This is a genomic window from Nocardiopsis sp. NPDC055824 (assembly GCF_053616335.1).
Window position 1 is genome coordinate 15712 of the sequence record NZ_JBSHDN010000004.1, and the last position, 20467, is coordinate 36178.

Annotated in this window: 17 protein-coding genes and 1 tRNA gene; 4 read left to right on the forward strand and 14 right to left on the reverse strand. The window is 70.3% G+C overall.

Annotated elements, in window-relative coordinates:
* Window positions 1–88 precede the first annotated feature (88 nt).
* From ACWGL3_RS02080 to ACWGL3_RS02115, 8 genes are all read right to left on the reverse strand, one after another.
* Window positions 89–1072 carry an aminotransferase class IV gene (locus ACWGL3_RS02080; RefSeq protein ID WP_267947819.1) on the reverse strand — a complete coding sequence of 328 codons (984 nt, stop codon included), beginning with the start codon at window positions 1070–1072 and terminating at the stop codon, window positions 89–91.
* Window positions 1065–2255, reverse strand: coding sequence for a glycosyltransferase family 4 protein (locus ACWGL3_RS02085; RefSeq protein WP_267947818.1), 1191 nt, complete (start codon window positions 2253–2255; stop codon window positions 1065–1067). The genes ACWGL3_RS02080 and ACWGL3_RS02085 overlap by 8 nt, the downstream gene beginning before the upstream one ends.
* Before the next feature lie 86 nt (window positions 2256–2341).
* A complete protein-coding gene (locus ACWGL3_RS02090) occupies window positions 2342–3103 on the reverse strand; it encodes an SAM-dependent methyltransferase (RefSeq protein WP_267947817.1) in 762 nt (253 codons plus the stop codon).
* A gap of 92 nt (window positions 3104–3195) precedes the next feature.
* A complete protein-coding gene (locus ACWGL3_RS02095) occupies window positions 3196–4209 on the reverse strand; it encodes a GHMP family kinase ATP-binding protein (protein ID WP_267947816.1) in 1014 nt (337 codons plus the stop codon).
* A gap of 17 nt (window positions 4210–4226) precedes the next feature.
* A complete protein-coding gene (locus tag ACWGL3_RS02100) occupies window positions 4227–5234 on the reverse strand; it encodes a nucleotidyltransferase family protein (protein WP_267947815.1) in 1008 nt (335 codons plus the stop codon).
* Complete coding sequence (locus ACWGL3_RS02105; protein WP_267947814.1) at window positions 5231–5902, reverse strand: D-sedoheptulose-7-phosphate isomerase; 672 nt, start codon at window positions 5900–5902, stop codon at window positions 5231–5233. Before ACWGL3_RS02105 ends, ACWGL3_RS02100 begins: the two co-directional genes overlap by 4 nt.
* Window positions 5899–6969, reverse strand: coding sequence for an amidohydrolase family protein (locus tag ACWGL3_RS02110; protein WP_267947813.1), 1071 nt, complete (start codon window positions 6967–6969; stop codon window positions 5899–5901). Before ACWGL3_RS02110 ends, ACWGL3_RS02105 begins: the two co-directional genes overlap by 4 nt.
* An 838-nt stretch (window positions 6970–7807) precedes the next feature.
* Window positions 7808–7880 (reverse strand) — tRNA-Thr (locus ACWGL3_RS02115).
* 282 nt (window positions 7881–8162) lie between these two features.
* On the opposite strand from ACWGL3_RS02115, the gene fdhA reads away from it, so the two are divergent.
* Window positions 8163–9389: a formaldehyde dehydrogenase, glutathione-independent gene (gene fdhA / locus ACWGL3_RS02120; RefSeq protein ID WP_267947812.1), complete on the forward strand. Its 1227-nt coding sequence runs from the start codon at window positions 8163–8165 to the stop codon at window positions 9387–9389.
* Between the two features lie 37 nt (window positions 9390–9426).
* On the opposite strand, the gene ACWGL3_RS02125 is transcribed toward fdhA, so the two are convergent.
* The 3 genes from ACWGL3_RS02125 to cysS form a co-directional block, all read right to left on the reverse strand.
* Window positions 9427–10488: a DNA topoisomerase IB gene (locus tag ACWGL3_RS02125; RefSeq protein WP_452460688.1), complete on the reverse strand. Its 1062-nt coding sequence runs from the start codon at window positions 10486–10488 to the stop codon at window positions 9427–9429.
* A gap of 287 nt (window positions 10489–10775) precedes the next feature.
* The gene (gene rlmB / locus ACWGL3_RS02130; protein WP_267947810.1) at window positions 10776–11729 is read right to left on the reverse strand and encodes a 23S rRNA (guanosine(2251)-2'-O)-methyltransferase RlmB; all 954 of its coding nucleotides are present in this window, start codon (window positions 11727–11729) and stop codon (window positions 10776–10778) included.
* Between the two features lie 135 nt (window positions 11730–11864).
* Window positions 11865–13265: a cysteine--tRNA ligase gene (gene cysS / locus ACWGL3_RS02135; RefSeq protein ID WP_267947809.1), complete on the reverse strand. Its 1401-nt coding sequence runs from the start codon at window positions 13263–13265 to the stop codon at window positions 11865–11867.
* 294 nt (window positions 13266–13559) lie between these two features.
* Between cysS and ACWGL3_RS02140 the strand changes: the two genes are divergently transcribed.
* Window positions 13560–15665: a DUF2637 domain-containing protein gene (locus ACWGL3_RS02140; RefSeq protein WP_452460698.1), complete on the forward strand. Its 2106-nt coding sequence runs from the start codon at window positions 13560–13562 to the stop codon at window positions 15663–15665.
* Between the two features lie 665 nt (window positions 15666–16330).
* On the opposite strand, the gene ispF is transcribed toward ACWGL3_RS02140, so the two are convergent.
* The 3 genes from ispF to phoU all read right to left on the reverse strand — a co-directional run bounded on the left by ispF (window position 16331) and on the right by phoU (window position 18368).
* Window positions 16331–16801: a 2-C-methyl-D-erythritol 2,4-cyclodiphosphate synthase gene (gene ispF / locus ACWGL3_RS02145; protein WP_452460689.1), complete on the reverse strand. Its 471-nt coding sequence runs from the start codon at window positions 16799–16801 to the stop codon at window positions 16331–16333.
* Window positions 16802–16836: 35 nt separating this feature from the next.
* Window positions 16837–17319 (reverse strand): CarD family transcriptional regulator, encoded by a 483-nt coding sequence (locus tag ACWGL3_RS02150; RefSeq protein WP_267947806.1) that lies wholly within the window; start codon window positions 17317–17319, stop codon window positions 16837–16839.
* Between the two features lie 386 nt (window positions 17320–17705).
* Complete coding sequence (gene phoU, locus ACWGL3_RS02155) at window positions 17706–18368, reverse strand: phosphate signaling complex protein PhoU (RefSeq protein ID WP_267947805.1); 663 nt, start codon at window positions 18366–18368, stop codon at window positions 17706–17708.
* 124 nt (window positions 18369–18492) lie between these two features.
* On the opposite strand from phoU, the gene ACWGL3_RS02160 reads away from it, so the two are divergent.
* Both ACWGL3_RS02160 and ACWGL3_RS02165 read left to right on the forward strand, forming a co-directional pair.
* On the forward strand, window positions 18493–19689 hold the full coding sequence (locus tag ACWGL3_RS02160) for a sensor histidine kinase (RefSeq protein ID WP_402915603.1): 1197 nt from the start codon (window positions 18493–18495) through the stop codon (window positions 19687–19689).
* Window positions 19686–20381 (forward strand): response regulator transcription factor, encoded by a 696-nt coding sequence (locus ACWGL3_RS02165; protein WP_267947804.1) that lies wholly within the window; start codon window positions 19686–19688, stop codon window positions 20379–20381. The genes ACWGL3_RS02160 and ACWGL3_RS02165 overlap by 4 nt, the downstream gene beginning before the upstream one ends.
* The last annotated feature ends 86 nt before the right edge of the window (window positions 20382–20467 follow it).

The window sequence follows — 20467 nt, forward strand, 5'->3', positions numbered from 1 at the left end:
GTTTCCGTTGCCGGACGCCGTTCTTCCGGCACCTGCTGCTCCTGGCGCCGGACCGCCCCCGCGGAGGGTTTCGCGCGGTGTGCACTCCTCACAAGGGCGGGGAACCGGTACTGCGGTCCTGAAGGTCGGGGCCGGGAGGCGCGCTCGACACCGTGTGGAGCATCGCCGGGTCGACCGGGTCCTGCTGACCGGCGCAGATGTCGAGGTAGAGGGCTCTGACGCCCTCGGCCACGGGCCACGTTCCACCTCCGATCGGCACGGCGTCGACGCTGCTGACGATCCGCACCTCGTCGAGCGTGCCGCACACGAACACCTCGTCCGCGACGTACAGTTCGGAACGCGGCACGGAGCGCTCGACCACCTTCATCCCCCACCGCGAGCGGAGGAGGTCGATGACGATCCCCCTGGTGATGCCGTCCAGCACACCATCGGCGAGCGGTGGTGTGACGACCGTGTCTCCCCGCACGAGGAAAACAGCCGCGCCTCCGGTCTCGGCGACCGTGTCGTTGGTGTTGAGCAAGATCGCCTCGTCGGCTCCCGCCATGGCCGCCTCGATCCTCGGCAGCCGGAACGCCTGATAGGCCGCCCCGACCTTCGCCAGGGGCGAGACGGCGAGGTCCGGAGAGCGCCGCCATGAGCTGACCACGCAGGACATGGGCCGATCCACACGCGGGTCGGTGGGGTAGCCGGCGATGTAGCAGCCCAACTTCACCTGACCCGAGCGCCATCCGTAGCGGCCCTCGTCGATGTACAGCGTAGGTCTGAGGTACAGGTCGCCCCTGTGCCGGAGGGCCCGGATCAGCTCCGGCACTCCGTCGAGCAACCGGGCGACCGACTCCGCGCTCTCGGCCTGCGGCAGCCTGATCAGCCGAGCGGACTGTGCGAGCCTGGCGAGGTGCCGGTGCAGATGCACGACGACGTGCTGCTCCGACTCCGGCTGCCAGTACGCTCGCAGCCCCTCGAAGACGTTGGTGCCGCGCATCGCCACCTCCGAGGTGACGTGCACGCGGGCCCGGTCCCACGGCACCAGGCTCCCGTTCCACCAGATGGTCTCCGGCGCCTTCTCATACATGTCCGGCCTCCCGCCGGGTCGACCGGGTGAGCAGGACCGACTCTGTTCGCTCCACCATGCGCTGTTTGGAGAACGAGCCCACCACGTGCTCGCGGGCGGCCTTGCCCAACCGCGACCGCTCCTCGGCGCTCCCGGCGAGCTCGATGAGGACGTGCGCCAGCGGTTCCGGGGCACCCGGCGGGACCACGCGCGCGACACCGGGAGCGGTGAGCAGTTCCCTGACACCGACGATGTCCGTCGTGACGACGGGTTTGCCCATGCTCATCGCCTCGAGCACCGAGATCCCGAGCCCCTCCTCGAAGCTGGGTTGGACGACGACGTCCGCGGCGGCCAGGACTCCCGGCATCCGATCGAAGGTGACCGTTCTGTCGATGGTCACGGTCTGTTGCAGGTCCAGTGCGGCGATGTCGGCGTCGAGCTGGGCCGAGTAGTCGAGGGAGGCCGAGCTGACACTGCCGACGATGAGGAGCCGGGCCCCCGGACAGGCACGGCGCACACGGTCGAAGGCACTGATCGCCTCACGAATGCCTTTGCGCGGTTTGAGCCTGCCCGCCAGGACGAACAAGGTCTCCTGGTCGGTGAGGCCGTGGTGCTCCCGCACGGGACGCCCGTCGATACCCGGGTGGAAGCGCTCGGTGTCGACGCCGTGGTAGATCAGTTCGACAGGGTTTCCGGGACCCCACTCGGCGGCGCGTTCGGCGTAGAACGCGCCCCCGGCGAGAACCAATGACGGCTTGAGGACGCCATGGACCAGCCGGAGCCGCCCGGCCCCGAGCGGCTCGTCCTGCGGGGAGTGCTCGTGGAACGTCGCCACCCAGGGAATGCCGCGGTCGAGGGACACCGTCTTGCCGAGCAGTGCTGCGTCCATGCTGTTGGTGAGCACGAGGTCGGGACGGAATTCGTCGATGACGTCGCGTATCTCCGGCATCAGGCCGTAGGCCATCTGTTCCCAGTGGATCTTGCTCGGGTCGGCGAGGATTTCGTGGTACCGGCTGAGTCGGCGCACATCGACCCCTTCGGGATCGCCTGCGAACACTTCCCCGGCATGGTGTCCGCGGGGGAGGTCCGTGACGACCACGACGTCGTGTCCACGAGCGGCGAGCCCCTCTGCCACCTCCCAGGCATAGGTCTCCGCACCGCCGATGACCGGATGGAAACTCGAGGTGATGATCAGCAGCCGCACCGCGACCCCTTCGGCTCGTAACGTGTGCTCACCGGTATCGGCACCGAGATGTGAGCGCCCTTCTTCCGAATTCCTCGGGATGCCGCTCATTTGACCGCCACGAGAACGCACCTGTCGCTCTCCTCGGTCAGGGGACCACCGTTCTCGTCGTAACCGCGGACCGAAACGAAACCGGCCTGCAGGGCGAGTGCGCGCATCTCAGGGAAACCATACCGGCGGACGAACGAAGTCCTCTCGATACGGCGTCCATCAACGAGAAGCGTCTGCCGGCTCTTTTGGACTCCGTTCTGGGCATCGTAGGTATGGTACTCGACAAGGAAGTCATCGCCCTTGGAGCGTACCGTAACGGGATCGAACCGACGAGCCATTCTGTCCCAATGCCGCGTCTCCAGCAACAGACGGCCACCCGGCTCCAGACAGCCAAATATCTGACGCAGCACCTGAGCGTTTTCCGCGTCGCTGAAGTAGCCGAAACTGGTGAACCACAGCAGTGCACAGGCAAAGCCGTCCATACCCCACAAGTTGCGCATGTCCCGCTGGCGGAAGTCAGCCTGGACATCCAGCGCGCGAGCCCGCGCCCGTGCCTCGTCCAACAGGAAAACGCTCAGATCCACCCCGGTGGCATCGAATCCGGACACCGTAAGGCTATTCGTCATCCGCCCGTAGCCGCAGGCCACGTCCAGTATTCGGTCGCCCGGTCGCAGACCGGCGAGCTCCAGCACGAGGCCGACATCGCGCTTCAACCGGTCATCGGCCAGCTCCCCTTCCCAGAAGCGCAGGTAGTACTCGTCGAAGAGTTCCGACGCAGACGTGGCCTGCGAACGGCTATCGGATTCGGACTCGTGCACTTTCGACTGCCCCTCCCCTTGAACTTCTCTTCTGGGTGGAACTTGGGTATGACGCGGCGAAACGCCGCGCACACCGAGTTCATGCCTGGCCCTCACAGGGGAAATTCCACGGCAGTTGTACCGGTGTCCGCGATCGAGAACTCCAATTCCCGAGAACCGGCTGCCGACATGGCCTTCCTCAGCCGTTCCTGTTCTCCTTGGCGACAGCTGAAAAGAAGGAATCCGCCGCCGCCCGCACCCAGGAGCTTCCCGGCCTCAGCACCCGAGTCCAGAGCAAGTCGGTGGAGTTCGTCGATGCGCGGCAGCGACACCGTCTCGCTGAGGCGGGACTTGGCCAGCCAGTGCTCCGCGAGGACGTGGCCGATGGACTCGACCCGGTCCTCGCGCAATTCGTCGAGCAGGGTGTCGGCGAGCGCCCGGATGGAATCCAGGCGTCGCAGCACCCCCGGCCCACGCGCGCGGGTCAGACGGTCCTGGGCGGCGAGCATCCGTCCGGCGTCGCGGCTGACACCCGTGGAGAACAGGAGGAGCCGATCGGCGACATAGGATCTCAGGCGGTCCGTGATCGGCAGCGGCGTCTGGCGGACACGGCCCTCCGGCTCGAAGGCCAGGGCCCTGAGACCGCCGAAGGCCGCCATGTAATGGTCGTGCTTCCCGACCGGACGCCGCAGGTCGATCATCTCCACCGCACTGGCGTCCTCGGCCAGCGACACGGGGTCGTCCCCGCCGATCCCGTCCATGCGCCGCACAGCATGGAGCATCGCCACGGTGAACGCTCCCGAACCGCCGAGCCCACTCCCGCTCGGCACGTCGGAGAACGTACCGATCCGGACTCCGCCGCCGGCGCCGGACCTGGAGAGCACGGCCCGGGCGAACGGGTTCTGCAGCAGGTCGGCATCCGTGGCGCTCTCGGCGTTCCCCGGGTCCTCGAGGTCGGCGAACCCGATCCGGGCAGTGCCGTCGGACACCCCGGGATGGGCGGCGACGCACACCCACCGATCGATCGCCAGGCTGATCACCAACCCCGTACGCAACCCGGAGTAGCTGGGCAGATCGGTTCCGCCACCCGCGAGCGAGACTCGCAGGGGTGCCTTGGCGACGATCATCCGCGGCCTCGCCCCCTTCACCCGGCGCCCGCCTCGGGGAGTGGCCCCGCATCGCGACGGTCTCTCGCGCCGATCAGCCCTCCGTGGACGAGGGCTCCCGGTGGGACGACCGCGCCGGGCAGCAGGACCGTGTGCGAGAGTCCGGCCCCCGAGCCGACGCGCGTTCCGGCGCCGATGACGACCGGCCCGCGGAAGACCACGTCCTCCCCCAGTTCCGCGGTCGGGTGGACGAACACGGGGGGCTCACCCGAACCGGGTCCACCGGCACCGCTCCCCTCTGGAAGGAGCCGGGGGATCCGGCCGCTGACCGCGTCCAGGTTGGCCCCGAGCAGAGAGTCCGGCGTACCGATGTCACGCCAGTAACCGCGGAGGGGGTGGCCTGAGACCCGGCGTCCCCCGGCCATCAGGACCGGGGCCAGGTCGCGGGCGTAGTCGACGCCGGGCATGCCACCCGCCAGAAGATCGGCTGTCACCCCGACGAGTCCCGTGTCGAGGCAGTAGGCGCCGGCACTGATCCAGTGTTCCTCCTCGTCAGGGACGTCCGGCTTCTCCACAGCCGAGAGAACCGTTCCCTCGCCGTCCAGTTCGAGGACACCGAACCGGCGTGCTCCCCGGCTCCGGGTGACACCGAACACGAGATCGGCCTCACCGCCGGCACAGGCAGCGGCCAAGTCCTCGAAGCCACCGTCCGACACGATGTCCCCCGAGACCACCAGGACCGCGTCGTAGGCGGCCAGGGTGTCGGCGAAAAGGGTGAGCGCACCGGCAGGTCCGGTCAACTCCGGCTCGACCCGGTGGTGTACCGGCACGCGGCAGGCGCGGGTGGACAGATAGGACGCGACCCGGTCCGCTTGATGGTGGAGGTTGACGAAGACCTCCTCTGCGCCCGCCGCCGCGAGTTGGTCGAGGAGCTCACCGAGAAGCGGGCGGTCGAGCACGGGCACCAGCGGTTTGGGGATGTCGTCGGTGAACGGGGCCAGCCTGCTGCCCACGCCGGCGGCGAGCACCATACCCGCCAGCCTCATGACACCCCCCTCTTTCCGTCCGTGTCCCTTCTCTTCGCCCACCGGTTCGGGGTGGCCTCGTCCGGCCGGTACACCTGGGGGACACCGCCCTGCATGGCTCTGACGACCATGTGGTTGACGGCGATGTGCAGGTCCTCGGCCAGCCCGTAGTCGCCTTCACCGAGCTCGATCCAGGTGTCGCAGAGATTCGCCAGTGCTCCGGGATATCCGACGAGTGCGAGCACTCCGATGTCCAGGGCCCTCGCCGACTTCACCGCCCGCACGAGGTTCGGGGACTGGCCGCTGACACTGAGCAGCACCAGCAGGTCACCGGGCCGCCCCATGGCTTCCACCTGGCGCGAGAACACCTCCTCGAAGCTCGTGTCGTTGGCCAGCGAGGTCAGCCGGGCCGTATTGTCCGACAGGCAGTGGACGTTGACCGGTCCACCCAGCATGTTGGTCGCCGCGGCCCAGTCACTCGCAATGTGGGAGGCGGCTGTCGCACTGCCGCCGTTGCCCGCGACGAAGATGCCGCGGCGCTCGGTCAGCGCCTCGACCACCGTGACGACGAAACGTTCGAGCGCCGCGACGTCGATCCTGGCGATCGCGTTGGTGAGGTCTGCCAGGTACGTGGCGGCAGGACCGATGTCCCGTGAGGCCCCAGGCTCGTGGGGAGCGCTCCCATTCACAAGCGGATCGATTCGGTCTTGACAGCAGAAGGTCGGTAGGCGATGGCCGCACGCGGGTTCGTGGAGAAGACCGTTCTGATCTCGTCCTCCGCCAGACCGATGTCGATCATGTTGCGGCGCTGCTGCTCGTATCCCTGCGATCCGGCCGCGACCGCCCCGTCGTCACGACACCAGAGTTCCTGGCTGCCGATACGTGAGAGTTGTTCACCGGCCATGACATCGACTTCGGTGTGGTCGGTCAGCGCAATCAGGTTCTCCGGCCCCAGATAATCGACGGTGCGGCGGCAGATTTCAAGGTCGACATGCCTGCCATCGAAATTAAGGCAGGGAATGAGGCGCTTCGCCCGAGCCTCGTTCAAGAGGGTGGCAGGGACGGGACCGAGCAGCCTTGACACGTTATCCTCCACCCATTCCTCCTCCATCACCGCCGATAACTCGCGATCACGACGACCCCATTCCTCCGGTGTCCGCCAGGCGTGGGAGAAGTTCCTGGGCATGTCGTTGTAAAGATGATCTGTCAACACAAGGTACGGTGAGGACTCATAGTGCCCGTGCAGGAATTCAACGACATTGAGTGTCAGTTCCGAGCTTCGCCTCGGGTTATCGTGATGAAAATGACCCAGGGCAATCTTTATTCCGTTTTCATAGAAACTCAGCATGAGGTCCGAGAAAAGCAGTCCGTCGTCGATCTCCTCATCGAGCTCCATGGCATCCGGGGCTATCACCACATACCGGAGACCATGCTTCCCCAGCTCAGAAAGCTTCTGCCACTCCTCGGCCGAGGGAAGCCACTTCCCGGACCTCGGAATACCGCCATGCGGACCCAGAATGGGTCCCTCGACGGCAAACCCGGCCACATTTGGAAGAAGCCCCTTTGCGCTCTGCTCTCCGAACGCGCGAACCACCTCTAAAAATTCTTCCTGCTTTTCGCGCCCGAGGAAGGCCGTCGGAAGAATCTCCAGGTCGCGCTCTTGAGATAATTTCTGGATCCCCGAAAGGTCCTCAGGAACCAGGGAAGAGAAGTCGTATTGGCCTATCCCGTGCGAATGGTAGACAAACGCTTTCATATCATCCTTGCTGATCTTCTCATCCGAAGCCGGACAGTCGATCGCAGAGGAACGGCCGCTCAGCCTTTAAATAGAAAAAAACCAGGGAAGCAAATTTATGACCCGCAGAAAAAAATTTCCACAGAGTCAAACGGTCTCAGGATCCAATAAGGCCAGAAATTAACACGTTGAAGCAAGGGATGTCAATAGGTTCACGGCTTCGGTCCGAAAGATGCCGGATCCGGCCACTTCGGAAGCCGACTGCCCGGCGGGAACTGTGTCAGCGAAGCGCAACAAAAACGCAGGCCAAAGGTGTCGGACAGGGTTGAATGGAGCAATCGCCGACGCCATGGGCTCCGGTGGGAACTACCGCGGTCGGCCGAGGTGTACCCGCCGGCGGTGATGAGGGGCTCGCCCCCGGCCCGTGGGGACAGCGGACCGGGAAGGGTGCGCCGTGCCGTTCGGCGGGTCCGCCGCCCGGCACGGATCGCCCCGGGGAACGGCGCCGAACGGACCACTGCCGAGCGGACCGGTCTCCGGACGCCGGGGCCCGGGCGGGGGCGACAGCCTTTGGCACCAGGTCCCCCGCAAGCGTGCGGGGGCGTCACCGTCGGCAGGGGAAGCGAGCCAGGCGGCGAACCCGTCCACGCACCGGCAGGGAAAGGCTCCACGGACGTCCTGAAGGACGTAGGAAGCCGCACCGTCCCCGTCCGCGTCCCGAGGAGAACAGGGGCGCCCTGACGTCGGTCATGTCCGAGACCGGCGAGGCACGGTCCCTGCAGTTTCCCCGCAGGACGCGGGCCGTTCGCCGACGGCCGCACCCACCGGCCGCCCGACCTGCCGCTTTGTCGCTCAAGAGAGCCGACGAGGGGACTTGAACCCCTAACCTATCGCTTACAAGGCGATTGCTCTGCCAATTGAGCTACGTCGGCCGACCGCCCGGGACCCCTGGCCCCGGGTGCGTCCACCCGAATGGTACCGGTTCGGACGACGCCTGGCCCACTCGGATACGGAACGGGCCCGAAGTCTGCCGATACGTCCCCACCTGGTCACCCGTGGCGACGGGGCGGACACGAACGGGGGCGCCCAGGCTACGAACGCACCCGATCCGGCAAAAAGACGCCCGGAGCGTTTCGACGTCCGATTAGCCACCTTCTCCCCCGGAAACGGGAGGGGGACATGCCCCTGCCGCGGGGCGGAGAGGTGGGAAGGACATGGCCGGCAACAGAGGCGTGGTGTACCAGGGACCCGGCCGGGTCGAGGTCGCCGACATCGCCTACCCGGAGTTCGTCCTCAGGGACGGGCCCGGCGTCAACCCCGCCAACGTGGGGCGGCAGCTCCCCCACGCGGCGATCCTCAAGGTGGTCGCGACCAACATCTGCGGGAGCGACCAGCACATGGTCCGGGGCCGCACGACCGCACCGCAGGGCCTGGTCCTCGGGCACGAGATCACCGGCGAAGTGGTCGAGACGGGGCCGGGCGTGGAGTTCGTCGGGGTCGGCGACCTCGTCTCGGTCCCGTTCAACATCTCGTGCGGCCGGTGCGTGAACTGCAAGGCGCGCCGGACGGAGATCTGCCTCAACGTCAACCCCGACCGCCCCGGCTCCGCGTACGGCTACGTCGACATGGGCGGCTGGGTGGGCGGCCAGGCGAAGTACGCGCTGGTGCCCTACGCCGACTGGAACCTGCTGAAGTTCCCCGACAGGGACCGGGCGCTGGAGAAGATCCTCGACCTGACGATGCTCTCGGACATCTTCCCGACCGGCTACCACGGCTGCGTGACCGCCGGCGTCGGCGTGGGGTCGTCGGTGTACGTCGCGGGCGCGGGGCCCGTCGGGCTGGCGGCGGCGGCCTCGGCCCTGCTCCTGGGAGCCGCGGTCGTGATCGTCGGCGACATGAACGAGGCACGGCTCGCCCAGGCCCGCGGCTTCGGGTGCGAGACGATCAACGTCGCGGAGGGCGACCCGGGAGACCAGATCGAGCAGATCCTCGGCGTCCCCGTGGTGGACTGCGCGGTGGACGCCGTCGGCTTCGAGGCCCACGGGTCCGGGAAGGACGCCGGGAAGGAGGCGCCCGCCAGTGTCCTCAACACCGCGATGGAGGTGACGAGGGCGGGCGGTTCGATCGGTATCCCCGGCCTGTACGTGACCGGTGACCCCGGCGCCGCCGACGAGGCCGCGAAGGTGGGCTCGCTGTCGATCCGGTTCGGGCTGGGCTGGTCCAGGTCGCACGCCTTCTTCACCGGCCAGTGCCCGGTCATGAAGTACCACCGGGAGCTGATGGCGGCGATCCTCGCCGACCGCGTGCGCATCGCCGACGCCGTCAACGCCGTGGCGATCCCGCTGGAGGAGGCCCCGCAGGGCTACCGCTCCTTCGACGAGGGCGCCGCGAGCAAGTACGTGCTCGACCCCAACGGCTATCTGGGCGCCGCCGCGTCCTGAGCCGCCCGAACCCGGGGCGGCGCCCGGCCGCCCCGGCTCAGGCGTCGGGGTGCTCGCGCAGCAGGCGCAGCACCTCCGCCTCGACGGGGCCGCGGGTGGCGAGTTCCCCGACGGGCGTCCTCCTCCCCAGCTCGGTGAGGGAGACGTCGACGGTGATCCCGCGCTCGCGGAGGCGGAAGACCCGGGGGTCGATGTAGGAGGCCCGGGCCACCGCCTCCGTGTTTCCCAGGTGCTCGGCCACCTCACGGGACACGTGCGCCGCCGGCCTCCGGTGCGCCGCCTCGCCGTCCGGGTCGGCCGCCACCGCGAGGCCCACCGCCGCGAGCACCGTCGCGTGCCACGTGCGGAACTCCTTGACCGTGCAGTCGCCGCCGGAGACCTCCCGGAGATAGGCGTTGAGGTCCTCACTGCGCACGTCGTGCCAGCCCTCCGGCACGCGGTGGGCGAACAGCCCCTGCCCCGGCGAACGGGCCCGCCGGAGGGAGGCGACGGCCCGGCACACGCCCGGTTCGGCGCACTCGAAGCGCTGCTCCCGGCCGGACTTGCCGGGGAACTCGAACACCACGGCGCCGCCCTCGCGGCGGGCGTGCTCGCGCAGCAGGGTCGCCACGCCGTAGGAGTCGTTGCGGGCGGCGTACTCCTCGCCCCCGGCGCGGAGGAAGCCCAGGTCGATCAGCCGGACGGCCGCGGCCAGGACGCGTTCGCGCCCGAGTCCGCGCCCGGCCAGGTGTTCGGCGGCCCTGTCCCTGATCCCGGGCAGGAGTTCGGCGAAGTCCAGCATCCCGTCGTACTTGGCCTGCTCGCTGCGGTGCCGCCACTCCGGGTGGTAGAGGTACTGGCGGCGTCCCGCGTCGTCGGTTCCGCACGCCTGGACGTGCCCGTCCGGCGAGGGGCAGATCCACACGTCCCGCCAGGCCGGCGGCACCGCGATCCCCTTGACGCGCCGCACCTCGTCCGGGTCGGTGACCGGCTCCCCGGAGGCGTGGTGGTAGCGGAAGCCGCGCCCGCGCCGTACCCGGGTGATGCCCGGGGCGTCCGTGTCGCTGCGCCGCAGCCGGGGCCTCCCCGGCCGGGACGGCGGGTCGGCCCGGCCGCTCACGGAGCCGCCCGGGGACGGTGCCCGGTTCCGCCACGGGCGGCCGCGTGGACCGCCCCGTCCTCCGGCATCGCGCTCAACCGCCTCCTCGTCGTCCGGGAAGGATGTGGGTGCACAGCTACCCGGGCCGCGGAGCGTGAAAACGGGACGGCCCCCACTGCCGGACCCGGCGGCGGGCGGCGGGCGGCGGGCGCGCGCCCCCGGGACCGGTGCGACCGGCGGGCCTGCGGCCCGGGACGCCGACGGCCCCCGGTCGGGGTGACCGGGGGCCGTGCTCACGCGTGCGCGGGTCAGACCGCCTCGGCGCGGCGGCGGGACACCGCGTAGAGGGAGACCCCGGCGGCGACGGAGGCGTTGAGCGACTCGGCGTTGCCGATCGGGATGCTCGCGACGACGTCGCAGGCCTCGCGCACCAGGCGCGACAGGCCCTTGCCCTCGGAGCCGACCACGATGACCAGCGGCCCGGTGGCCAGTTCCAGGTCGGGGATCTGGGCGTCGCCGCCGGCGTCGAGGCCGACCACGAACAGCCCGGCCTTCTTGAAGCCCTCCAGCGCCCGGGTCAGGTTGGTGGCCTGGGCGACGGGCAGCCGGGCGAGGGTGCCGGCGGAGGTCTTCCACGCGGTCATGTTGACACCGGCCGAGCGGCGCTCGGGGATGACCAGGCCGTGCGCGCCGAACGCGGCGGCCGACCGGGCGATGGCCCCCAGGTTGTGCGGGTCGGTGACCCCGTCCAGGGCGACGATCAGCGGAGGGGTGTCGGAGTCCTTCGCGGCGTCCAGCAGGCCCTCCGGGGCCCAGTACTGGTACGGGCGCACCTGGAGGACGAGCCCCTGGTGGACGGCGCCGGGCTGGCCGTTGCTCTCACAGCGGCGGTCGAGCTCGGTCTTGGTGACCTCGACGACGTCGATGCCCCGGGCGCCGGCCATCTTCGCGGCCTCGTTGACGCGGTCGTCGGGGTCGAGGCTGTTGGCCAGGAACAGCCGGGTGGCGGGCATTCCGGCGCGCAGCGCCTCCACCACCGGGTTGCGGCCGACCAGCAGGTCGGAGCTGTCGGACCGGCGCTCGGAACGGGCCCCGTCCTGCTGTCCGCCACCGGGACCGCGCTTGGCGGCGCGCTGCCGCTGCTTGCCGTCGTACCAGTGCCGTTCCGACGCGGGCAGGGTGCCGCTCTTGCCCTCCAGGGACCTGCGGCCCTTGCCGCCGCTGCCCTTGGTCGGACCCTTCTTGCTCTTCTTCGCCGTCATTGGTCGCCGCTTCCCCGTACGTGTTGCGAGCATGCCGGAGGCGCGCTGCATCCGGCTGGTGGAATATCGCCGACCAGCGCGAGGCGCGGCGGCAAACTCCCAGAGTAGTGCCGCCGCGCAACCGCACGCGTCCGGTCAGCCCCGACGCAGGTCCCATCGGGAGCCCTGCGGGGTGTCCTCGACCACGATTCCCGCCTCGGCGAGCTGGTCCCTGATGGCGTCGGCCGCCGCGTAGTCCTTGCGGGCGCGGGCCGCCTTGCGCTGTTCGAGGGCGACCGCCACCAGGGCGTCCACGACCTCGCCGAGTCCCTGGTCCGCGCTCGACCACTGCTCGCTGAGCGGGTCGAGGCCCAGGACGGCCAGCATGGCGCGCAGTTCCCCGGCGATCTCGGCGGCCTGCTCCTTGCCCCCGGAGGCCAGGGCCGTGTTGCCCTCGCGGACGTGGCCGTGCACGACGGCGAGGGCCTGGGAGACCCCGAGGTCGTCGTCGAGGGCGGAGGCGAACCCGTCCGGCACGCGGTCGGCGGGGGCGACCTCGCCCAGCACCTCGACGGCGCGGGTGAGGAAGCCCTCGATCCGCTGGTAGGCGGCGGCCGCCTCCCGGAGCGCGGCGTCGGAGTAGTCGATGGTGGAGCGGTAGTGGGCCTGGCCGAGGTAGTAGCGCAGTTCGACCGGGCGGACCTTCTGGACCATCTGCGGGATGAGCAGGGAGTTGCCGAGCGACTTGCTCATCTTCTCGCCGCCCACGGAGAGCATGCCGTTGTGCAGCCAGTACTGGGCGAAGCCGTCGCCGGCCGCACGGGACTGGGCGAGCTCGTTCTCGTGGTGCGGGAAGATCAGGTCCAGCCCGCCGCCGTGGATGTCGAAGCTGGGGCCGAGGTACTTGGTGGCCATGGCCGAGCACTCCAGGTGCCAGCCGGGCCGGCCGCGCCCCCACGGGGTGTCCCAGCTGGGCTCGCCCGGTTTGGCGCCCTTCCAGAGGGCGAAGTCGCGGGGGTCGCGCTTGTCCCGGTCCGGATCGGAGTCGGAGGACTCCATGACCTGGTCCAGCCGCTGGTTGGAGAGTTCGCCGTAGGACGGGTAGGAGCGCACGTCGAAGTAGACGTCGCCGCAGCCGTCGTCGGAGGCGTAGGCGTGGCCGTCGTCGATGAGGCGGCGCATGAGGTCGATCATCTCGGGCACGTGGCCGGTGGCACGCGGCTCGACGGTGGGCGGCAGGCACCCGAGGGTCTCGTAGGCCCGGGTGAACGCGCGCTGGTTGCGCTCGGTGACCTGCCACCAGGGCACGCCCTCGGACGCCGCGACCCTGATGATCTTGTCGTCGATGTCGGTGACGTTGCGGCAGAAGGTGACGTCGTACCCGCTGTGGCTCAGCCACCGCCGCAGGATGTCGAAGTTGACCCCGGAGCGGATGTGGCCGATGTGCGGGGGTGCCTGCACCGTGGCACCACACAGGTACAGGGAGGCGGATCCCTCGCGCAGGGGGACGAACTCGCGGACCTGTCGGGCACTGGTGTCATAGAAGCGCAGACTCACGTTGTCAAGCCTATCCGCTTTCCCCTCGGGGCCGCGTCACAAACCACGAACTCCCACGCCGGTCGTTCCCCCTTCGGTCATCCCGAAGTGCGTATATGTGTTAAGCCGTATTTGGGAAGAGGGGGCGCGGGAAAACACCTCCCCACCGCCCGCCCCCGGGGATCAGCAGGCCGCCAGACCCTGCATATTCCGACAGAACACCCCAGAACACCCCCGAGTGTGCCGGTCGGGAAGCAACCGTAATCGGTCGGAATCTCGTGTTAGCGGCACCGACTCGACTACGCTGCGGTGGCGATGGCCCCTTACAACAACACCCCCGGATCAAGGACACGGAACGGTCGGCCCGCAGGTCGCGTCACGGGAGCCGGAGCTCTCGCGGGTGGTGCCCTGTTCGTCGGGCTCATCGCACTGTGCGCCCTCGTCATCTCCTACAACGGCATCTTCCAGTTCGCCGAGTACGGCGGCCACGCGGGCAGCGCCCTGGCCCACGTGTTCCCGGTGACCTACACCCTCCTGCTGATCATGGCGTGCTGGGTGAGCTACCTCCTGCGCGGGGCGCACCCCCGCGAGCGGCTCTGGGTGGACCTGGTCCTGATCCCGGCACTGATCATGTTCGCCACCGCGGCCATGCTGCTGAGCAACCTCGAACTCGTCGAACGGGTGCCCGAGGGGATCGCCCGGGTCGTCGTCGCGGTGGCCCCGCTCGCCGCCCTGCTCGTGGCGTTCCTGCTGTGGATGACCGTCCGGGCGCACATGCGCAGACGCCGCCGCACGCCGACCGCCCGGCCCCGCCCCTCCGACGACCCCGCCACCGTGCTGCACGCGCGCGCGGTGGTCTCCCCCGCCCGCGTGCCGGACGAGCCGGACGACGCCGCTCTCAGAACCCGGCTGCTGCGCCTGGGCCCCGACGACCGGGACACGGAAGCCGCGGACGGGGCACGGTCGCACGAGGCCGGGGAGTTCGTCCGGATCCGCCCCCGGTCCGAGGCGACCGCCGTCCCGGAGCGGAACGACGACGGCTCCGAGGCGACCGGGGACCTCCGGCACGACGAGCCGGACGAGCCGGACGAGATGCCGGAGGACGACCGGGAGGACGGCCCGGAGGAGCACCGGAACGCGGCGGGGCCGATCGCCGCACCGGTGCCGGTGCAAGCGTCCCCTCCGGGGCACGGCCGCCGCGGCGACGAGGACGACGAGGCGTCGGCGCCGACGTTCCCGCTCCCCCGGCGCTCCCGGAGCGGGCACAACCCGATCAAGCTGGCCGCCGAGCAGCCCCCCGTGGTGCCCGGCGCCGCGGCCCCCGGGCCCGAGTTCCCGGAGGACCGGTCCGGTGGCGCGGCCGCCCACGCCGACGCCGGCGGGCCGGTCGAGGCGGTCCCGGACCACCTCGCCGACGAGGGCTTCGACCACGAGCCGCCGCCAGGCGACCCGGCCTCCGACGAGGCGGAGGCCCCCGCCGCCCTCCCCGTTCCCGGAGGGGAGCCGGAGGCGGTCGGCGGCGAGGGGTCCGTGCCTGTGGCGGAGACCGCGTCGGCCCCCGCCGCCCGGACACCGGCGGAGAGCGCTTCCCGGTCGGAGGACCCGGACCACGGGCCCCACGGGGAGGACCGCGGCTACGCGGAGCACGAGGGCTACGGCGGGGACGGGCCCGCCGACGCGGTGGCCGACACGGTGGAGGAAGGGTCGTCGGACCTGTCGGTGGACGGGCCCGCGGACGACGGCACCGGCCCCGGGGACGGCCGTGTGCCTGCGACCGCCCTCTGGGAGCCCCCTGCGAGCGCCGACACGGGGGCCGGGGTCCTGTCGGACTACGTGCCGCCGGTGTGGACGCCTCCGGAGGACGACGGGCCCGCGGACGAGGACCGTGTGGAACCGGATCCCGAACCGGCGCCCGTGCTCGACCACGACACGGGGCCGACGGTGCGCGCGGCGTTCCGGATCCCCCAGGCGCCGCCGGAGACCGTCGGCCCGACGCCGGCGCCGACAGCACCGGAACCCGCGGAACCGCACCCGGCGGAGGCCGCCCCGGTACCGGGGACGGGGGACGTGTCGGCCCGGGAGGGCGTGCCCGGTCCCGAGCCCGGGGCCCCGGAAGGGGAGCCGGACGTGGAACCCGGGGAGGAGCCCCTGCCCGAGGTGGAGGAGCTTCCGTCCGCCTTCGGCCCCGGCGCCGAACCGGAGACCCGGGCCCCCTCGGACCGGGAGGCCCCGGAGGACGGGGCCGGGTCCCGCGCGGACCGGCCCGGACCGGAGCGCCTGCCCCTGACGAAGCGGAGCGTGCGGACGCCGGTGGAGAAGCGCCCCATGGTGCTCAAGCCGCCCCGTCCGCCGCTGCCCGACTTCGCGGCGGGACCGCCGTCGCGGCGCGTGCGCAGCGAACCGCTCCGCCCCGACGAGTGAGCCGTGCGCCCCGCCCGGTCGTCCACAGCCCCGCGGAAGGGGTGGCGGACGGCGACCGGGCGGGCCATGCTGTTGCCGGGGGCGCGTGAGCGCCCCGCGGGGAGGGGTGGCCCCCATGCCAGAACATCCCCCGCCCGTCCGGCGCCAACCACCCCCGCACGCCCTGTGGACGACCTGGACCCCCGAGCTCCCGGTTTCCGATCGGGTGCGAGGCGCACCCCGGTGTCTCCTGCGTCCCGTTCAGAGCCTCGGGCGGGCTGCCGCGCGAGGGTCGGTGCACGAGGACCGGCACCCTCCGCCGCGAGGACCGGCGCCCTCCGCCGCGAGGGCTACTGCCCGGGTGTGCCCCCGGGTCGACCGGCGGTCGCGCCGCGCCACCGGGAACACGGCCGGCCGAGCGCGACGCCCCGCCGCCGGCCGCGCCGTCCGCAGCACCGGACGGGGGCCGGACCTCGGGGACGGACCGCGGGGCCGCCCGCTCACGGCCCCCGCGTACCGGCCGGTCCCTGACACGCCCCCGGACACCGGCACGCCCCCGGACACGACGAAGGTCCCGCACCCCCGGGTGCGGGACCCCTCTGTTCGCCGTTCGTCCCCTCGCCGCCCCTCTGGGGGCCGGGCCGCACCGGAGCCGTACAGGCCCGGCGCCGCCGCCGGCGAGCGGGTCAGGCCACCGCCGCGCACAGGGCCGTGGCGACGGCCGCGATGCCCTCGCCGCGGCCGGTGAGGCCCAGGCCGTCGGTCGTGGTCGCGGAGATGCTCACCGGCGCCCCCACGACCTCGGAGAGCGTCTTCTCGGCCTCGGCGCGCCGGGGCGAGAACTTGGGACGGTTGCTGATGATCTGGATGGCGACGTTGCCGATCTCGAAACCGGCCGCGCGAACGCGCGCCGCGGTCTCGGTGAGCAGCGCGGCGCCCGAGGCGCCCTTCCACCGCGGTTCCGCCGTGCCGTAGTTGGACCCGAGGTCCCCCAGGCCGCAGGCGGACAACAACGCGTCGCACGCCGCATGGGCGGCGACATCGCCATCCGAATGGCCGCTGACACCGTCTTCACCCGGCCATTCCAAACCGGCGAGAAAAAGTGTCCGTCCAGGAGAAAACGGGTGGACGTCCGTTCCGACGCCCACCCGAGGCATATTCGTCATGAATGACGCGATTCCGTGACTGGAGTTCAGGTCGTGAGAACCTCGTCGAGGAGGGCCTCGGCCTTGTCCTCGTTGGTCTTTTCCGCGAGGGCGAGTTCGCTGACGAGAATCTGGCGCGCCTTGGCGAGCATCCGCTTCTCGCCGGCGGACAGACCGCGCTCCTTGTCCCGGCGCCACAGGTCGCGAACCACCTCGGCGACCTTGTTGACGTCGCCCGACGCCAACTTCTCCAGGTTCGCCTTGTAGCGCCTGGACCAGTTGGTGGGCTCCTCGGTGTGCGGTGCGCGCAGCACCTCGAAGACCTTGTCCAGGCCTTCCTGCCCCACCACGTCACGAACGCCGACGTCCTCGGCGTTCGCGGCCGGCACACGGACCGTCAGATCGCCCTTGTCGACCCTCAGAACGAGGTAGATTCTGTCCTCGCCCTTAATGGTGCGAGTCTCGATCGCTTCAATACGAGCAGCCCCATGATGGGGGTAGACAACAGTGTCGCCGACCTTGAAAGCCATGTGACAGGTACCCCTTCCGCTACCACAAGGATACCACGAATCTGTGACTTAACGTACCTATTAGGTTTGCGAACACGCAGGTCAGGACCCCCTTTTCGGGGGTTGACAAAGTGTACCCGAGGCCTGTCGCGGGCCTGGTCAGGACGTGTCCGAAAGGCTTCGGAGCCCCCTGGCCAGCGGAACCGCGCGCCCTTGGCGAAGGGTCGGGAGAGGTCGGGCGCGGCCCGGCTCCGCCCCTCTTCGGAGGGGTCGAAGCGACGGATGTCACGATTTCGCGCCGACCGGAACCCCCTTTGTTCCGGCAGCGCCCCGCAGCCCCGCCGACGGCCCCGCGCCACCGGCGCGAACCCCCTCCGCCACACGGGCGCCACGGGTCTCCCCGGGGATCAGCCCTCCGGGTCGTAGTCCTCGCGCTTCTCGCCCGTCACCATGTAGACGAGGTTGTCGGCCACGTGCACCGCGTGGTCACCGAAGCGTTCGTAGAAGCGTCCGACGAGGGTCACGTCCATGGTCGCCTCCACCCCGTACTCCCACCCGGGGGCGAGGATGCGCTGGAGCAGCTTGCGGCGCAGGCGGTCCATCCGGTCGTCGTCCTTGTCCAGCTCCAGGGCGGTGTCGGGGTCCCTGTCGACGATGACCTCCCCGGCCTTCGTGACCAGCAGCTCCGCCTGGTGGCCCATCTCCAGGACGATCGACCGGACCGGCTTGGGGATCGCCGAGTCGGGGTGCCTGCGGCGCGCGATCTTGGCCAGGTGGACGGCGTGGTCGCCCATCCGCTCCAGGTCGCCCCGCATGTAGAGCGCGGTGATGATGGTCCTCAGGTCGGAGGCGACCGGCTGCTGCCGGGCCATCAGGCTGAAGGCCGTGTCCTCGATGTCCTGGTCGAGGCGGTTGATCGCCTCGTCGCCGGAGATGACCTCCTGGGCGGCGTCGATGTCGCTGTCCAGCAACGCCGTGGTCGCGCGTGCGACGGCGTGCCTGGCCAGTCTCGTCATCTCGACGAGGCGTTCGGTCAGACTGTCAAGGTCCTCGTGGTACGTATCGCGCATGGCGTCAATGCTCCCAGTGGTTGTTTGAAGAGTCGGCCAAGGTTTGGTGAACGATGGAAGAACCTCGGTTGTGTCGTCTGCCCTGACCGGGTAAAGCTCCAGTCCGCACGTTTACGATCGAATCGTGCAAGGGGAACTTCTCGCCGCTGTGACCGGCATCTTCGGACTCGTGACGGGCGTCGTCATCGGCGTCCTCGCCGGTCATTTCTTCCGTACGGGTACCAACGAACGCCGTCAGGCCCCGGTGCCCCAGCGCCACGACGGCACCACCCTGCCACCGGGGATCGCCGAGGTCCTCTCCGCACTTCCCTCCTCCGCAGTGGTCCTGGACTCCGCCGACAGGGTCCTGCGCGCCTCCTCGGCCGCCCGCGCCTTCGGCCTCGTCCGGGGCGAGGAGCTGGTCATAGGCGAGCTCCTCGTCCTGGCCCGCAAGGTGCGGCGCGACGGGGTCATCCGGGAGACCGACATCGAGGTGGCCGTGCGCAAGTTCGGCCCCGACGCGACGTCCTTCGCGGTGCGCGTCGCCCCCCTGGGGGGAACCGGCCTGGTGCTGGTCCTCGCCGAGGACCAGACCGAGCACCGGCGCGTGGAGGCGGTGCGCCGCGACTTCGTGGCGAACATCTCCCACGAGCTCAAGACCCCGGTCGGCGCGCTGTCCCTTTTGGCCGAAACCGTACAGGACGCCAGCGACGACCCGGAGGCGGTGCGCCGCTTCACCGACCGCATGCAGACGGAGGCCGCGCGGCTGACGGCGGTCATCCAGGACCTCATCACGCTCTCGCGGATCCAGGGCGCGGAGCCGATGGCCGAGCCCACCAGGGTCGAGCTCGGCGGCGTGGTGGAGGAGGCCCTGGACGCGGTGCGCATGCCCGCGGACGCCAAGGGGATCGAGCTGGTCGGCAGCGGCGCCGAGGGCGTCACGATCCTGGGCGACGAGGGCCTGCTGGGCACCGCCCTGCGCAACCTCATCGCGAACGCCGTCGCCTACAGTCCCAAGAACACCCGGGTCGCCGTGTCGGTCGGGGTGTCCCGCTCCAGCGTGGACATCAGCGTCGCGGACCAGGGGATCGGCATCCCCCAGCAGGACCGGGAAAGGATCTTCGAGCGGTTCTACCGTGTGGACGCCGCTCGGAGCCGGGCCACCGGTGGTACCGGCCTCGGCCTGGCGATCGTCAAGCACATCATGACCCACCACCGTGGAGAAGTGACCGTGTGGAGCAAGGAGGGGTCGGGGTCGACGTTCACACTGCGTCTGCCCAGACCCGACGACCGGGGGCCCGACGCCACCCGGAACACCGATCAGCAGGAGGCGGCACAGTGACTCGTGTACTTGTTGTCGAGGACGAGGAATCGTACAGCGACGCCCTGTCGTACATGCTTCGCAAGGAGGGCTTCGAGGTCGCCGTGGCGCCCACCGGAACGGTGGCGCTGGAGACCTTCGACCGCACCGGGGCCGACCTGGTGCTGCTGGACCTGATGCTGCCGGGCCTCTCGGGAACCGAGGTGTGCCGGACGCTGCGGCAGAAGTCCAACGTCCCCGTGATCATGCTCACCGCCAAGGACTCCGAGATCGACAAGGTCGTCGGTCTGGAGCTCGGCGCCGACGACTACGTGACCAAGCCGTTCTCCTCCCGCGAACTCGTGGCCCGTATCCGCGCGGTCCTGCGGCGCCGGGGCGAGGACGAGGTCGTCCTCCCCGCCGCCCTCGAGGCCGGTCCCGTCCGCATGGACGTGGAGCGCCACGTGGTCACGGTCCGCGGCGACAGCGTGCAGCTGCCCCTGAAGGAGTTCGAGCTCCTGGAGGTGCTGCTGCGCAACGCCGGGCGGGTGCTGACCCGGATGCAGCTCATCGACCGGGTGTGGGGCGCCGACTACGTCGGTGACACCAAGACCCTCGACGTGCACGTCAAGCGGCTGCGCGCCAAGATCGAGGAGGACCCGGGCAGCCCGCGGTACATCGTGACCGTGCGCGGTCTGGGCTACAAGTTCGAGCCGGTCACGGTCGACGTCTGAGGGCACGGGACACCCGCGGGGCCTCCCCGTCCCCCGTCGCCTCCCCCTTCGTTCCCGTGCCCCGGGCCGTGGACCGGCCACGGCCC

Bases quoted from the DNA above. Each gene is read 5' to 3' on its own strand.
- ACWGL3_RS02080 (WP_267947819.1), bottom strand. From the start codon at position 1,072: ATGTATGAGAAGGCGCCGGAGACCATCTGGTGGAACGGGAGCCTGGTG.
- ACWGL3_RS02150 (WP_267947806.1), bottom strand. From the start codon at position 17,319: ATGGCTTTCAAGGTCGGCGACACTGTTGTCTACCCCCATCATGGGGCT.
- ACWGL3_RS02100 (WP_267947815.1), bottom strand. From the start codon at position 5,234: ATGAGGCTGGCGGGTATGGTGCTCGCCGCCGGCGTGGGCAGCAGGCTG.
- phoU (WP_267947805.1), bottom strand. From the start codon at position 18,368: ATGCGCGATACGTACCACGAGGACCTTGACAGTCTGACCGAACGCCTC.
- fdhA (WP_267947812.1), top strand. From the start codon at position 8,163: ATGGCCGGCAACAGAGGCGTGGTGTACCAGGGACCCGGCCGGGTCGAG.
- ispF (WP_452460689.1), bottom strand. From the start codon at position 16,801: ATGCCTCGGGTGGGCGTCGGAACGGACGTCCACCCGTTTTCTCCTGGA.
- ACWGL3_RS02140 (WP_452460698.1), top strand. From the start codon at position 13,560: ATGGCCCCTTACAACAACACCCCCGGATCAAGGACACGGAACGGTCGG.
- ACWGL3_RS02095 (WP_267947816.1), bottom strand. From the start codon at position 4,209: ATGATCGTCGCCAAGGCACCCCTGCGAGTCTCGCTCGCGGGTGGCGGA.
- rlmB (WP_267947810.1), bottom strand. From the start codon at position 11,729: ATGACGGCGAAGAAGAGCAAGAAGGGTCCGACCAAGGGCAGCGGCGGC.
- ACWGL3_RS02110 (WP_267947813.1), bottom strand. From the start codon at position 6,969: ATGAAAGCGTTTGTCTACCATTCGCACGGGATAGGCCAATACGACTTC.